12 protein-coding genes are annotated in these 15,090 nt (G+C 56.7%); 7 read left to right on the top strand and 5 right to left on the bottom strand.

Going from position 1 to position 15,090, the window contains the following annotated elements; genetic code table 11:
* Positions 1-105 precede the first annotated feature (105 nt).
* A complete protein-coding gene (locus JWR17_RS15115; RefSeq protein WP_299832728.1) occupies positions 106-675 on the top strand; it encodes a DedA family protein in 570 nt (189 codons plus the stop codon).
* Between the two features lie 92 nt (positions 676-767).
* Complete coding sequence (locus JWR17_RS15110) at positions 768-1,904, top strand: glycerophosphodiester phosphodiesterase (RefSeq protein ID WP_299832727.1); 1,137 nt, start codon at positions 768-770, stop codon at positions 1,902-1,904.
* A gap of 7 nt (positions 1,905-1,911) precedes the next feature.
* Here JWR17_RS15110 and JWR17_RS15105 read toward each other — a convergent pair whose 3' ends face one another.
* On the bottom strand, positions 1,912-2,985 hold the full coding sequence (locus tag JWR17_RS15105) for a diguanylate cyclase (RefSeq protein ID WP_299832726.1): 1,074 nt from the start codon (positions 2,983-2,985) through the stop codon (positions 1,912-1,914).
* Positions 2,986-3,027: 42 nt separating this feature from the next.
* On the bottom strand, positions 3,028-4,560 hold the full coding sequence (locus tag JWR17_RS15100) for a diguanylate cyclase (RefSeq protein WP_299832725.1): 1,533 nt from the start codon (positions 4,558-4,560) through the stop codon (positions 3,028-3,030).
* A gap of 270 nt (positions 4,561-4,830) precedes the next feature.
* On the opposite strand from JWR17_RS15100, the gene pssA reads away from it, so the two are divergent.
* Together pssA and JWR17_RS15090 are read left to right on the top strand one after the other, a co-directional pair.
* Positions 4,831-6,174: a CDP-diacylglycerol--serine O-phosphatidyltransferase gene (gene pssA / locus JWR17_RS15095; protein WP_299832724.1), complete on the top strand. Its 1,344-nt coding sequence runs from the start codon at positions 4,831-4,833 to the stop codon at positions 6,172-6,174.
* Positions 6,175-6,190: 16 nt separating this feature from the next.
* A complete protein-coding gene (locus JWR17_RS15090) occupies positions 6,191-6,841 on the top strand; it encodes a TetR family transcriptional regulator (protein WP_299832723.1) in 651 nt (216 codons plus the stop codon).
* Positions 6,842-6,947: 106 nt separating this feature from the next.
* On the opposite strand, the gene JWR17_RS15085 is transcribed toward JWR17_RS15090, so the two are convergent.
* Positions 6,948-10,517, bottom strand: coding sequence for a molybdopterin cofactor-binding domain-containing protein (locus tag JWR17_RS15085; protein WP_299832722.1), 3,570 nt, complete (start codon positions 10,515-10,517; stop codon positions 6,948-6,950).
* Between the two features lie 14 nt (positions 10,518-10,531).
* Complete coding sequence (locus JWR17_RS15080; protein ID WP_299832721.1) at positions 10,532-11,020, bottom strand: (2Fe-2S)-binding protein; 489 nt, start codon at positions 11,018-11,020, stop codon at positions 10,532-10,534.
* A 219-nt stretch (positions 11,021-11,239) separates the two neighbouring features.
* Here JWR17_RS15080 and JWR17_RS15075 point away from each other — a divergent pair, with 219 nt between their 5' ends.
* Positions 11,240-11,674 carry a MarR family winged helix-turn-helix transcriptional regulator gene (locus JWR17_RS15075; protein WP_299832720.1) on the top strand — a complete coding sequence of 145 codons (435 nt, stop codon included), beginning with the start codon at positions 11,240-11,242 and terminating at the stop codon, positions 11,672-11,674.
* 76 nt (positions 11,675-11,750) lie between these two features.
* On the opposite strand, the gene JWR17_RS15070 is transcribed toward JWR17_RS15075, so the two are convergent.
* Complete coding sequence (locus JWR17_RS15070) at positions 11,751-12,803, bottom strand: 2,5-dihydroxypyridine 5,6-dioxygenase (RefSeq protein WP_299832719.1); 1,053 nt, start codon at positions 12,801-12,803, stop codon at positions 11,751-11,753.
* Positions 12,804-13,114: 311 nt separating this feature from the next.
* Between JWR17_RS15070 and JWR17_RS15065 the strand changes: the two genes are divergently transcribed.
* A complete protein-coding gene (locus tag JWR17_RS15065) occupies positions 13,115-14,263 on the top strand; it encodes an FAD-dependent monooxygenase (protein WP_299832718.1) in 1,149 nt (382 codons plus the stop codon).
* Complete coding sequence (locus tag JWR17_RS15060) at positions 14,260-15,078, top strand: alpha/beta hydrolase (protein WP_299832717.1); 819 nt, start codon at positions 14,260-14,262, stop codon at positions 15,076-15,078. Before JWR17_RS15065 ends, JWR17_RS15060 begins: the two co-directional genes overlap by 4 nt.
* The last annotated feature ends 12 nt before the right edge of the window (positions 15,079-15,090 follow it).

Genomic DNA, 15,090 nt, shown 5'->3' with positions numbered 1-15,090 from the left:
CCAACACGTTAGCGCCTACAGATTTGCCTCCGCGCCACTCAACGGAACAAATCTTGCCGACGATCAGTCACACTCGGGCAACTCCCCACACCATGAGGCTGGCGTATGACGCTGACACAGTTGATTGCTGAGTACGGTTATCTGGCCGTGTTTGTCGGCGCGTCCCTGGAGGGGGAAACCGTGCTGATGCTGGCCGGATTCGCGGCCCATGAAGGCTATTTGTCGTTCCCGCTGCTGGCGATTGTCGGCGCGCTTGGCGGCGCAACGAGCGACACACTGTTTTTCCTGATTGGCCGACGCTATGGCAGCCGGTTGTTGATCCGCTTCCCCAAACTGCAACCCGCCGCAATACGCGTCAGCACCCTGCTGCAGCGCTACCAAAGCGGTCTGATAATCGGCGTACGGTTCATGTACGGCTTGCGCATCGCAGGCCCGATTGCCATTGGCATGAGCGATGTCCCCGTCTCGCGCTACATCTGCTTCAACTTGATCGGCGCAGCCATCTGGGCACCGCTGGTTGCCGGTGTCGGCTATATCTTCGGCCAGTCAATGCAATGGCTGTTCGCCGACATCAAGCGTTATGAAGAGAACGTGCTGATGGCGATCATCGTGCTGGCCCTGATGCTCGCGATCTACCGTTTTATACGTCGTCGCTTAAAAGCATCCGCCGAGTAAATCGCTTCGTTTGAACGCCTTAGCCAATCCGTCATGGGCAACTTGCTACAGTGCAGTCGCGAATGTCTGATTACTGATAAGGAAGATCAACGATGCTCAATCGAATTCCGAAAATCCTCGGGCACCTGACGCTAGTGGCCAGCGCCCTTCTTTTAAGCCAAACATCTTTGGCTGCAGAGCAGCCTGGCAAGGCCCTTGCGGCAAAAATCGGCGTGCCCTGGCCTGCGGTCATCGGCCATCGCGGTGCGTCGTTCGATGCGCCGGAAGAGACGATCCCTTCGTATGCGCTGGCTCGCGACTTGGGCGCTGACTATCTGGAAATGGACATCCAGCGCACCAAAGATGGCGTGTTGATCGCCCTGCACGACGACACCCTCGGGCGTACCACCAACATCGCCCAGGTTTATCCAGACCGAATCAAAGACCCCATCAGCAGTTTCACCCTGGAAGAACTCAAGCGCCTTGATGCTGGTTCCTGGTTTAACGCGGCTTATCCCGCCCGGGCCCGCAGCAGTTATGTCGGGCTAAAAATTTTGACCCTCAATGAAGTCATCGACATCGCTGAGGAGGGCGAAAACAAGCCGGGACTGTATATCGAAACCAAGGTCCCGGCGCAATTTCCAGGGGTAGAAGCCGATTTGCAGGCAGTATTGGCCAAACGTGGCTGGCTCGACCAACACCCGGCAAAGACAGCGGCCAAGGGCAAGGTTAATGTCGCCAACACGCCGGGACGGGTAGTGTTGCAGACCTTCGAAAAACCTAGCCTGGAGCTGTTGCACAAAAGCATGCCGCAGGTGCCTAAAGTGCTGTTGTTGTGGATCGGTGACGGCTACATGGAAGCCAGCTCAAACGTGAAGTTCGAGGCCTCCGGCGCTAAAGACAAAGCGGCTTTCTACGCCGGACGCGAAGTGAAGTCCCAAGGGGAATTCGCCGCATGGATGGATTGGGCCAAAGATCATGGTGCATCGGGTATTGGTCCAGCGGCTGTACTCAAGCACGGCGGCGACCAAAGCTACATGGACATGGTCAAGCCGTGGATGACGAAAATGGCCCATGACCGCGGCTTGGTTATTCACCCGTATACCGTTGATGACGCCGAAGATTACAAAACGCTGAGCGCGCGTGGCGCCGACGGTTTTTTCACCAACCGCGCGGCGCAACTGCTGAAGTTCTATGGGCGCCCGTCAAAGGAAAGCATCGACACGCTGTTGCGTAAAAACGGCTACTGAACCACTGCTAGGCCGGGTCGCGCACGACAGGATGGAAAGCCCCCTCCACGATGCAACTGACCCGGTTGCGTCCGGTACTTTTCGCACCATACAAGGCCCTGTCGGCGTCATTCAACCAGCCCGTCGCATCCACATGCAGCGGGCTGTAGGCCGCGAGGCCGACGCTGAGCGTCACTTTCATCAGTGGCTCCAGCTCGTAATGGGTTGCACTGAAGGTGTCGCGCAGCCGGTCCATGATCTCGGCCGCAGTCACCAACGCCGTGTTAGGTAGAATCACACAAAACTCATCGCCGCCGTAACGCCCGGCCAAGTCTGACGAGCGCAGGTTCTGGTTGAGCACTTTGCTTAAATGTCGAAGCACATTGTCACCGACCACATGACCGTAGGTATCATTGATGGTTTTGAAGTGATCAATGTCAATCAAGGCAATGGCGCCGCCCTGCTGCGCCAGTGCGCAACCCTGAAACTCAATGTCCAGATGGTCCTTCCAGGCACCGTGATTCAACAGGCCGGACAAGCTGTCGGTTTTGCTGAGGGCCAACAGGGCGCGCTTATGGCCTCTGAGCATGTGATTCTGTTTGTAGGCGATCCACCCCAGCATCAACGGATAAATCGCTAACAGCGGCACGCAGGCATACATTTGCACGCTGCTGGTTTCAGGCCTGAAGACCAAGGGAAACAGCAGCATGGAAACGGCCAAACCCAACCCTTGGGTGACCCATCCGGCCAGCAGGAGACGCACTCCACCCAAGGCAATATTGTTCATGCCCATCATCGACAGCGTGGTGGCACTGGGTAGCGTATTGAACTGCATGGCCCCCACCCAAAAACCGCAGAAAAACGAGTCCAGCAGTAGATTGCGCTGTTCAGCTTTCAATGGGGACTGTGAGCGTCGCGAACACAGAAACGCAATCATTGGCCAAATGAAGCCGTTAACGATCATTAGCAACCACAGCCAAAAAGGCGGATGCTGCGGATACATGGCGACAGCAATGCACAGAAAACCGAGGGCCGACCCCAGCGCTCGCGATTTAAAAAGCCGCTTGGTAAGTGAAAGTCCGTTTCCGCCAGGCTTTTGCATAGGGTTCAGACTCCTGATTCGTACCCTTGATCGGGCACCGTCTTACTTGTAAGTTACGCTCATGTTTCTACCGGCCTTTTTCGCCGAATACAACGCCGCATCGGCGCATTGTATCAACGTCTCGATGGTATTCTGCTCACCCGGTACACAGGTGTAACAACCGAGACTGACCGTGACGACGCCCAACGGATTGTCAGCGTGAGGTATTTGCCTGGCGACGATCGAGAGGCGTATTTTTTCAGCCAAGGCAAATGCGCCCTCGTCATCATTGTCCGGCAAGAAGATGGCCATTTCTTCGCCACCGTACCTCACCGCAAGATCGCCCGCTCGATTAAGACACGCACGCAGCGCATCGGCGACCGCCACGATGCATTGGTCCCCAGCGAAATGGCCGTAGGCATCGTTGAAACTTTTGAAAAAATCGATATCGAGCATGATAAGGCTTAACGGCGTTTTGTTCCGTCCGCTGCGCCGAAACTCTATATTCAACACCCTTTCAAAATGCCGCCGGTTGGACAGGCCGGTCATGCTGTCCTGCAACGCCAGTTTTTCCAACGAGCTTTGGGCGACGCGCATCCTGGCTTCAGCCTTTAGGCCGAATCGGATCTGTTGAATCAACAGAATGCCGAACAGGATATTAGCAATCACGGCGCTAACGAGAATAATGATCGATTTAAACGAGTTGGCTCGCCACTCTTGCAGCAGCGACTCTTCAGAAATCGCTGCGGCGACTACCAGGGGATATTTTGCCAGTTGGCGATAACCATAGAGTCGCGAAACATGGTCAATGATTGACGTCACCATCGCCGTGCCAGACATAGCCTTGGGTAAGTATTCGGTAAACACTGCGCCTTTGACCAGTGACTTTCCAATAACATCATCGGTGAATGGCCGACGTGCCAAGACCGTGCCATCGGTCATTGCGAGAAAGATTGCACCCTTGTCATCCATGTTAAAGCTGTCAAAAAACTGGTCGAAATACGTCATGCTCACCGTGGCCAACACCACGCCGTCGAAATTGCCCTGAGCATCATTCACCCGCCGGGAGATGGGAATAATCCAGGCATTGGTCGTTCGGCTGCGTACTGCTTTGCCTATATGCGGACCCAGATTGACGTTTTGCTCGTGGTATTGGAAATATTCGCGGTCGGCGTTATTAGCGTTGGGTGGCTTGATGCCGAACGAACTGACAATCCAACTGCCCGTGCGGTCATAAAAAAACACGCCCTGCAGCTGGTGGGTCTCCAGCACATGCTGGGCTAACAGACTTTCCAGGCGATCAACCTGAGCCGGTCCTCGGCCATCGTGTTGTATCCGTTCAACCAGATCCACAAGAATGACATCGGCTTCATCAAACGTATCTTCGGCTTGCTGCGCCAAAGACTTCGACAGGTTAGAGGTCGAGATCTCAGCCTGGTGCAGTTCATGCTCTTTGGCGTGTTCCAATTGCCAGACGTTAAACGTCACAATCGATACACAAACGAAAAAAATCGCAATGACTGCCAGCCATAAAACTGGCGCTCTTTTAGTCGGCTGTGCAAGATCTACTCTGCTGTCGTCATTTTGGGAATTCAACAACTTCCACCCTTGTTTTAGACGTATCGAGCGTACACCAACATTACTTCAATGACACTTACAGCCTGTGAGCCGAGTCTATAAAAGGCAGTGCCTTCAAAAAAATAAACAACAACAGACTCGTAGATGTTCAACAGCGTAGCTGAGGCACATTCTGCGCCGACGATATTGACGCCTGGAAGCTAAAACATTGCCTTATCGTGGACATCCACGTAACCCGGCGCTCTGGTGTAAGCTCCTGAACTGTCCGATTATTGCTACGAGAGGCTTATGCGCTCCACTTTCAGACGCTCCATTCTTCCTGCCCTTCGTGGTTTTCCCTCGTCAGCCGACGCCATGACGCTTTTGCCCAGTGCCATCGACTATCGCCGCTGCCTGTTGGAAAAGATTGCGTCGGCCACCCAGCGGATCTACGTGGTTGCGTTGTACTTGCAGCAGGACGAAGCCGGTCAGGAAATTCTTGACGCCTTATACGCGGCTAAAGCGTCGCGCCCAGCATTGGATGTAGTGGTGTTGGTGGATTGGTTCCGGGCGCAGCGTGGTTTGATCGGTGCAGGCAAGCAGCCCGGCAACTCGACATGGTACCAAGCGCAAAACCTTGAGCACGATGTCGAAGTGCCGATTTATGGCGTGCCAGTGCAGACTCGTGAGCTATTTGGCGTTTTGCACCTCAAGGGCATCGTGATCGACGATTGTGTCATTTACAGCGGCGCCAGCATCAACAACGTTTACCTGCATAAATTTGATAAGTACCGTCTGGATCGATATCACCTGTTACAAAACAAGGCGCTGGCCGACTCGATGCAGCACATGGTGCAGACGGACGTGCTGACCTCTAAAGCCGTGCATCGTCTTGACTTGCCCTCGCCGCCTACGTCGCGAAGCCTGCGCGGTGAAATCAGGGCGTTTCGCAGTGACCTTAAACGTGCATCGTATGACACCCGTGACGGCACCGACAACGCCAGTGGTTTGCGCATCATTCCGTTATTGGGCGTGGGTAACAAAAACCCCCTCAGCCGCACGATTTGTGAGCTGATTGCTGCCAGCCAAACCCAGTTGACCCTGTGCACGCCGTATTTCAACCTGCCCGTGGTGGTTACTCGGGAACTCAACCGCGCCCTCAAGCGTGGAGTGAAGATCGACATCATTATCGGCGACAAGACCGCCAATGATTTTTTCATCCCGCCCGATGAACCGTTCAAGGTCATCGCCGCCCTGCCGTACTTGTATGAAATCAGCCTGCGGAAATTCGCCCGCAAGCATCAGCAATCCATTGCCAGGCACCAGTTAAACCTGCATTTGTGGAAAGACGGTGACAATACGTTTCACCTGAAGGGTCTATGGTCCGACGATCGTTATACGTTGTTGACCGGCAACAACCTCAATCCCCGCGCTTTTCAACTGGACTTGGAAAACGCCCTGTTGATAGATGACCCCAAGGCCGAATGGACCGAGCCGCGTGCAGCTGAATTGGCTCAGTTAATGCGCAATACATTTCGCGTCGGCAAGTACGACGAACTGGACACCCTCAGCGAATACCCTATTGCAGTGCGTACGTTCCTGCGTCGGGTCAGCCGTGTGCGCATCGAACGTCTGCTGTACCGCATCCTTTAACTGTCGAGACGACCGCGTGAACAAAAAAACAGGCATCAGGGCTCAGCAGGCGGACCAGACCAAAGCGCGCATCCTGGAAGCAGCGGTCAAGGTATTCACCCGGGACGGTTATTCTGGTGGCCGAATCGAACAGATCTCCAGCGAAGCCGGCTCCAATGACCGGATGATTTATTACTACTTCGCCAGTAAAGAGAAATTGTTCATTCGGGTGCTGGAACACACCTACGAACGGTTCAACCACGCCGAAAGTCTGCTGCGCCTGGACCCGTCTACCCCCGTGCAAACCCTGCGCGAGTTGGTTGAGTTCGTTTGGCATTACTATGTGGACAACCCTGAGTTCGTCGCCATCCTCACAATTGAAAATCTGCACAAGGGCAAGCACGCCAAGCAGTCGAGCGAGCTGCAACGCTTGTCCGGCGAGGCGGTGGGTGTGCTGAGGCCGATCATCGAAGCGGGACAACAACAAGGGCTGTTCCGTCCTGATATCGACATCAAACACGCGTACTTGATGATCGCGTCACTGTGCTATTTCTATAATTCCAACGTACACACCCTCTCCTCCTTTCTTGGGGAAGACCTCGCGCAAAAACGCCCACGGCAAGATTGGCTGGCGTTTATCAGCGACCTGGTGATCAGGGGTGTGTCGATAACAGCACCCGAGCTGTGATGCTGGCGCTGGGATCTGTAGGAGCCAACTCGTTGGCGAGACGTTGTGTCCTGCGGACCGCGTTAAGCCTCTCGCCACTAACCTGGCTCCAATTACAGATATTGCGTTAATGACTTCCTGGATTGGCCCTCAGATGCGCGACGCTTTGTGGCAGCCCTTGCCATGCTGGCTCTGCCGGGGCAAACCGGTTGCGCAGGTAAGCCGCAAGTTCAGCGATTTGGAGATTGGACAGACTGTCTTTAAAGGCCGGCATATAGCCCAAATCCGGCGTTGCCGGGGTCGCGATGCCTTGCAGAATCACTTTGAGTAGATTATCCGGCAGCGCGCTGTGCACATTGGTATTGGTCGCCAGCGACGGGCTGACACCAAACAATTTGGGGCCCAGCCCATCGGCGTGACAGCCTTGGCATGAACCTTCGAACACCCGTCGGCCATTGCTCAACGACACCGCTGTGACGCTGGGTTGCGCTACCACCTCCGCAACCGCCGCCGTTTGCGCCTGAGCGGTGCCGTCCAGCGAGGCCAAATATACGGCCATGGCTCTGACATCAGCCTTAGGCAATTTCGCCAATTCGCTGACCACCGGCCCCATGGGCCCAGCCGCCACGCCATGGGCGTCGGAATAGCCACTGCTCAGGTAATTGAACAACTGATCTTCAGTCCATGGCGTTGGCGATTTTGACACGCCATTAAGGGCTGGCGCCTCCCAACCGTCCACCGTTCCGCCTGCCAGAAACGACGTACCGCCCTTCTCTGCGCCCATCAGGTTACGCGGCGAATGGCAGGCAGCGCAGTGACCGAGACCGTTGACCAGGTACGCGCCGCGGTTCCATTGCTCGCTGCGTTGGGCTTGCGGCTGAATTTGGCCCTTGCGCAGAAACATCGCGTTCCAACCGGCCATTAACGGCCGCATGCTGAACGGAAACCGCATGTCGTTGGCTTTGGCCGGCCGGCTGATGGGGGACTGCGACATCAAATAGGCGTACAGCGCCTGCATGTCGGCGTCATTGATATTTCTGAACGCGGTGTAGGGAAACGCCGGATAAAGGTTCTTTCCGTCGCGGCTGATGCCCTCGCGCATGGCGCGTTCGAAGGCCGGGTATGACCAATTGCCGATTCCGGTTGCAGGGTCGGGAGTGATGTTGCTGCTGTACAGCGTGCCAAATGGCGTTTGCATGGCCAGTCCACCGGCATTGGTCACGCCGCCAGGTGTCGTGTGGCATACCGCGCAGTCGCCGACCGCTGCCAACAAACGCCCTCGCTCCAGGGTCGACGCCGACCAGGTGCCTGCGGCCGGTGGCGCAATTGGTGCGATTTCAGCACGCCAAGGCAACGCGGTCGCGGCCACCCCAAGAATCGCACCGAACGCAGCAAACAGTGAGCCAAACAACCATTTCGAGCGTTTGGCCTTGGGCGAATTCGGCGGCGCGCCGTTGGCCGCTTCCGCCGAGCCCTTTAAAGCAGCCAGCACCCGCTCGGCGGTAATCGGCAGTTCCCGAAACCGAATTCCGGTGGCGTCGTAAATAGCGTTGGCAATCGCCGCCGCGCTGGGTACCGCAGCCGATTCACCCGCGCCCATGGGCGGTTCGTTTTGACGTGGCATCATCAGTACATCGATTTCCGGCACCTGGGGAAAGGTCAGAATCGGATACCCGCCCCACTCTTTGCTCGATACCGTGGACTGTTCGAAGGTCACGCGTTCTTTGAGCACCCGGCTGGTGGACTGAATCACATTGCCGTGAATTTGATGCTGAACCCCGGCCGGGTTGATCATCATGCCCGCGTCGTGACCAATGACCACTCGCGTCACCGACACTTCGCCGCTGACTTTATCCACCGCCACGTCTGCGACCCAAGCAGCCCATGCCGCGCCGAAGCCGGGGAATTTGCTATGGATATAACGCGCGTAGGCAAAGCCCCGGCCGCGCAAAATATTGCTTTCTTCAGGGATCTGCATCGGCTGTGTGCGCGGCGTCCATTCGGCTCGGGCGGCAGTGGCTCTCACCAACTCGGAGGCGCGTTCGTCATGCAGGTAACGCAGGCGATACTCGATGGGATCGACTCCGGCAGCGAAGGCCAGCTCATCAATGTACGACTCGTGGGCAAAGGTGTTCGGCAGCGCCGACACGCCGCGCATCCACGACGCCCGAACAATAGGTGCCATGTCGTTGATGGTCACGCGCATGTGGGCAAAATCGTAAGGCGGAATCGAGGTGCGATCACCCATTTCGAACATCGCCGCCACCGGCTCGACGCGTCCGGTCAACAGCAACGCCAGGGTCGGCGCACCGTTGGACGGATAGCTGGTCTGGAAATCGTAACCGGCCACGCTGCCGTCAGCATTAATGCCGCCGTCGACTTCCATTAATTGCGCGGTGCCTTTGGGTTCCCAGGCGTGTTCCTGTTCACGGGTCAGTTGCACCCGCACCGGCAAGCCCACCGCCCTGGATAACAGCAGCGCATCAGCACACACGTCGTCGGCGCAATTACGCCCATAACACCCGGCGGCTTCCATGCGAATAATCTCGATGCGCTCTTCCGGGCACTCCAATAACCAGGCTAAATCGGCACGCAACAGGTGCGGATTTTGCGAGCCGGACCACACCCGAATCTGCTCATCCTGATAATCGGCCAAGCCGCAGGACGGCCCTATGGAGCCGTGAATCTGATACGGCCATAAATAAGTGCGGGTCAGGCGTTCGCTGGCTTGATCCAACGCCTGCTCAACGTTGCCCTGATCGAAGACCACCCGTTGCACGCTGGGGTTGTCGCGAATCGCCTGGGCGATATCGCTCATGTCCGGCAGCTTGTGATTCCATGGTTTCCACGTGACTTTAAGCGCCAACGCGGCCTTGGCTGCTTGTTCTTCGCGCAGTGCGACCACGCCGATGAAATCACGAATCACCACAACACGAACGATGCCGGGAATGTGTGCAATAGAGGATTCGTCCACTTCCAGCAGGCTATTGCCGACAAAGTCGCCGCTGTCGAACCCGGCATAGGGCGGACGAATCACCCGGCCATGCAGCATGTCTGGCAAGCGCATGTCATGCACATAGGTCAGTTCACCGGTGGCCTTGCCTGGGATGTCCACCCGCGCCGCGCCTTTACCCACCAGTCGATATTCTTCCAGCCGCTTGAGCGGTGCATCGCCGCTGATCATCAGTTCATCGTGTTCGCCGGCCACCAGTTCGGTAAAGGTTAGCTGGCGACCGTCTTGGGCTTTCACTACACCTGCGTCCATGCGTAACGTCTGTACACCGACGCCTAACCGTTGCGCGGCACGGGCCAGCAGAAAGCGCCGTGCTTCTGCAGCCGCATTACGCAATGGAATGGCTGAAATCTGAATCGTCGCACTGGCAATGGTAGCGCCCTGGTTTGGCACACTGCTGGTGTCGCCCAGCACCATGCTCACCTGGTCGAGATTAAGGTCCAGTTCTTCAGCGACGATCTGCGCCAAAGAGGTGCGAATGCCGGTGCCTAAATCGACGTGTCCGTTGAATGCATATACCTGGCCGTCATCGTTGATGGCTATAAACAGCGCCAATTCCTTGGGCTTCAGCACCGGCGTTCCGCCTTTGGCGACGGGGCCGGACGGCGGCTGGATTTGATCGACGATCAGCAACACGCCAGTTTTGGCCAGCAGTTGATCACGGGTAAGCGTCATTCGAGTCATGGTCATCGATCCGTTCAAGGCAGTTGTCGAGCGGCACGCAGCACCGCTCGCATGATTTCGATGTGGGTGCCACAGCGGCAGAGGTTGGCTGACAGTTCGTTGCGGATCTGCACTTCGCTGGGGTGCGGGTTGCGGTCAAGCAATGCCTTGGCGGTCATGATCATGCCGTTCATGCAGTAGCCGCATTGGGCGGCCTGTTCGTCGATGAACGCTTGCTGCACTGGATGCGGGAGGTCGCGGCTGCCGATCCCTTCAAGGGTAGTGATCTCGCGCCCTTCGGCACCCGATAGCGGAAACACGCAGGAACGCGCTGCAACCCCGTCGATGATCACTGTGCAGGCCCCGCATTCGCCTAACCCGCAGCCATATTTCGGTCCATTGAGGTGCAGGTCATTTCTCAGCACCAACAACAACGGTGTGTCGGCCATGGCCGTGACCAAAGCGGTCTGGCCGTTGACGCGCAAGGTCATAGTGGCCTCGCGCAGGGTGGCGTGCTCACTCATGTAGGGCTCCAAGTGTTACCGCACGACCAATTCAGGGCGCTCGATTTGATGAAGTGGATACTTCATCAAATGAGAGCAGGAAGCGTGCCAGGGGCGAAAACAGGGCGTTAGAGTAAAAAACCTCATGAAATAAATTCGCTGTCCGAGGGTGCGGGGCAATAAATAACGAGTGAATTTGCTAATCTACGGGTCACTTTTTTCTGCCTGCTTGAGCCCACCGTGTCCGATACCACCGACCCCTATACCTTCTCCGAACAAGTTGGTCATTTGCTGCGCAAGGCGTACCAACGGCACTTGGCGATTTTTCAGCAGAATGTCGGCGATTCGCAGCTGACCTCTGTGCAGTTCGTGACCTTGTGTGCCGTGCGTGATGGCGGACCGAGTTCGTTGACGGAATTGGTGAAAGCTACTGCGGTGGACCAGGCGACCATTCGTGGGATTGTCGAACGCCTCAAGGCCCGGGATTTGATTACCCTGGAACCGGACCCGGAAGACCGCCGTAAAGTCATCGTTGGGCTGTCAGAGGCTGGAACGCAATTGGTGCAAGCCACCGTGCCCCATGCGGCGCAGATCAGTGAGATGACGATGAGCAATCTGAACCCGGGAGAACGGGTGGCTGTGTTGTTTTTGTTGCGTAAGATGATTGATGATTGATGATTGATGATTGATTGGCGTTGGGTTTGGTGTGTACCAAAAACCCAGCGCCACATCAAAATCCGGCCGTAAAATATCAGCGCGCGATAGAACCCTCAGGCGACACAACCTCCCCGCCCATCACCACGGCTTTTTCATCCAGATAAATGTCACAACGGCGCAGCGGTATATCAAGGTGGCATGGGGTTTTTCGGGTACCACCCACTTCGGTATTCGGCCCAGTGGAAAACAGGAAGTTGCCATAGAACGCCCGCGCATCCATGCACATCCCGTCGTTTTTATCGTGCAAACCCATGGCAGTCCACTGGGCACGTGGCTGTAAACCCCAGCCTATGTGCGAGATACCGTACACCTCAGGGTCGTTGAAGTACTTCATGTAATCGCGCAGGTATTCAGCCTCAAAGCCGCCGTGGATCGAGGTGATAAAGCCTTTTTCTATCTCCAGGGTAATCTGCTCTCGCGAGTAGGTTTTGAACGGCAAAACAATGTCGCCGATGTCGATCACCAGCACGCCTTCGGCCGTTTCTTCGTTGGGCCACGAGAACAGAAAGCCGCTAGGCCAATGATCCCAACGCCCCGGCTCGTCGGCGAAGCCGTACTCAGTGACGGACGGATACTGCCCAAGCAACGCCCGGAAATCGCTACCCGCCTTGGACTTCACCTGAATCGAGCGCGCTTGTTTCAGAACGGCGTCGGCGGCCAGTACCCGCTCTTTATCAGCCAGCGTTGGCAGCATCCGCGCCAACACTTCCGGCGGTTCGACCGCCAATAAAATCCGTGTCCCCGTCTTGAGAATCTGCTCCTGCTCCGGCGAGTGCAGCAACATCATGGTGTCGATCACCAGGTCCGCTGCTTCCAGCGCCCGTTGCGCGGCGATGTTGCCAGTCAGCGCAGTGTCGCCGCAGTAGGCGGTCATGTCGTTGCCCATGGCTTTGGGGTGGTTGAACGAAGGTAGTTCTACCGCATAGACCTTGGCCCCCAAACGCTGGGCAGCGTCCATCGCCGCACGCACGGTACGCGGGTCAGAATAGTGGCTTTTCAGCACCGCAACGCTCTGGGTCGCGTCGACCTTCGACAGCGTCAACACGTGCTCAAACATCTGAGTCAGTTCGCAATCACTCACCGGCATCTCATCTCTCCTCATCACTGCACTGAAAAAAGGCATCGCGCTTCACATTAGTGCAATTTTGTAGCGTGTACGCCATTTAACGACAATAAAACATTAAATTGATGCGATCTGCAATAGCCGCGCCAGTTCGTTACATCAGCACACACGCCCAATAAAATAAGGTTACTAGCGGTAACACAGACCTTTTATCGCTAATAATTTATTTTCTAAACAAGCTATTCACTTTTTAAAATAAGAGCGTATACACTTCAAATACGCAACGAGACGACCGCCTTGTCTCGCCGATCACGCACTGCACTTAAGGAACTCCCATGGGACGCACACAAAAAATCGCAATCGTCGGTGCCGGCCTGGGCGGCGCCGCTGCTGCCACGTTGTTGCAGCAAGCTGGCTTTCAAGTCGATGTCTATGAGCAGGCCCCAGCGTTTTCCCGCATTGGTGCGGGTATCCACATGGGACCCAACATCATGAAAATTTTCCGGCGCATGGGCATCGAGCAGCAACTCAGCGACATGGGTTCACACCCGGACTTCTGGTTCAGCCGCGACGGCGCCAGCGGTGACTATCTGTCACGTATCGCCTTGGGCGAATTCGCTCGCAAGGAATACGGCGCCGCCTACATCACCGTGCACCGCGGCGATTTGCACGCATTGCAAATGTCGACCATCGCCCCCGGAACCGTGCATTTCAGCAAATGCCTGACCACCCTCGAGGAAACCGCTGACGGGGTACGCCTGAACTTCAGCGATGGCACCACTGCCGAGGCCGATATCGTGATCGGCGCGGACGGCATCAACTCGCGGATTCGCGAAGAACTGCTGGGCCAGGAAAAACCGTTGTACAGCGGTTGGGTCGCCCACCGCGCATTGATCCCAAGCGAGGTGCTGACCAAATACAAGCTGGACTTCGAAAACTGCGTGAAGTGGTGGAGCGACGACCGCCACATGATGGTCTACCACACCACTGGCAAACGTGATGAGTACTACTACGTCACCGGAGTGCCCCACGCGGCGTGGGATTTCGCCGGTAATTGGGTCGACAGCAGCCGCGATGAAATGCGCGAAGCGTTTGCGGGCTATCACCCCACCGTTCAAGCGCTGATCGAGTCCACTGAGACAGTGACCAAATGGCCGCTGCTCAACCGCAATCCATTGCCGCTGTGGAGCCGTGGTCGCCTGGTGTTGCTCGGCGACGCCTGCCATCCGATGAAACCCCACATGGCCCAAGGCGCAGGCATGGCCATCGAAGACGCGGCGATGTTGACCCGCTGCCTGGCGGAAACCGGCCTCACCGACTACCGCACCGCCTTCGAGCTATACGAAGCCAACCGCAAGGACCGCGCCTCCCGCGTGCAGGCGGTATCCAACGCCAACACCTGGCTGCGCACCCAGGAAGATCCCGCCTGGGTCTACGGTTATGACCTGTATGGGCAAGTATTGAAATCCGGGGTGGCGGCGTGAGTACCTTTATCCACGGCGGCAACGTCCAGGCCAACGGCATTCGTCAGCATTACCTGCGTTATGGCGGCCAAGGCACCGCGAGCAGACCGGCCATTGTGTTGATTCCGGGCATCACCAGCCCGGCCATAACGTGGGGTTTCGTCGCTGAACGCCTAGGCCAACACTTCGACACCTACGTACTCGACGCTCGTGGACGCGGCCTGTCGTCTGCCGGTCCGGAACTGGACTACGGCACTGACGCTTGTGCCGATGATATCGCGGCGTTTGCCGAGGTGATGGCCATTGATGCTTATCATCTGCTGGGGCATTCCATGGGCGCCAGGTTTGCCGCGCGCAGTGCGGTGCGTCATCCCCATGGATTGAAAAGCCTGGTGCTGATTGATCCCCCCGTGTCCGGCCCCGGTCGTCGCGAGTACCCGAGCAAGCTGCCGTGGTACGTGGATTCGATCCGCCAATCGTTGAGCGGGATGGACGCCGAGGCCATGCGTGCCTTCTGCCCGACATGGACCGATGCCCAATTGCAGGTCCGCGCCGAATGGCTGCACACCTGCTACGAACCGGCGATTGTTCGCGCATTCGATGACTTTCATCAGGTCGATTTCCATCAGGATCTGCCACGACTACCGGTTCCGGCATTGTTGATGGTCGCGGGTCGTGGCGGGGTTATCCAGGCCGACGACGAAGCCGAAATTCGCCAGCTTCAGCCAGCCATTCAAATCGCCCACGTGGCGAACGCCGGACACATGATTCCGTGGGATGACCTTGAGGGTTTCTTTGCCGCCTTCGGTGATTTTCTTGGCACATCCCTTAGCTGACAGAAGGATAAA

The sequence above is a fragment of the Pseudomonas sp. genome (assembly GCF_028293835.1).
In the GTDB taxonomy this organism is placed as follows: domain Bacteria; phylum Pseudomonadota; class Gammaproteobacteria; order Pseudomonadales; family Pseudomonadaceae; genus Aquipseudomonas.
This window is presented reverse-complemented; position numbering and strand designations above follow the sequence as displayed.

Excerpts from the sequence above, each read along its gene's own strand:
- JWR17_RS15065 (WP_299832718.1), top strand. The coding sequence starts at position 13,115 with ATGGGACGCACACAAAAAATCGCAATCGTCGGTGCCGGCCTGGGCGGC.
- JWR17_RS15110 (WP_299832727.1), top strand. The coding sequence starts at position 768 with ATGCTCAATCGAATTCCGAAAATCCTCGGGCACCTGACGCTAGTGGCC.
- JWR17_RS15105 (WP_299832726.1), bottom strand. The coding sequence starts at position 2,985 with ATGCAAAAGCCTGGCGGAAACGGACTTTCACTTACCAAGCGGCTTTTT.
- JWR17_RS15115 (WP_299832728.1), top strand. The coding sequence starts at position 106 with ATGACGCTGACACAGTTGATTGCTGAGTACGGTTATCTGGCCGTGTTT.
- JWR17_RS15080 (WP_299832721.1), bottom strand. The coding sequence starts at position 11,020 with ATGAGTGAGCACGCCACCCTGCGCGAGGCCACTATGACCTTGCGCGTC.
- JWR17_RS15070 (WP_299832719.1), bottom strand. The coding sequence starts at position 12,803 with ATGCCGGTGAGTGATTGCGAACTGACTCAGATGTTTGAGCACGTGTTG.
- pssA (WP_299832724.1), top strand. The coding sequence starts at position 4,831 with ATGCGCTCCACTTTCAGACGCTCCATTCTTCCTGCCCTTCGTGGTTTT.
- JWR17_RS15085 (WP_299832722.1), bottom strand. The coding sequence starts at position 10,517 with ATGACTCGAATGACGCTTACCCGTGATCAACTGCTGGCCAAAACTGGC.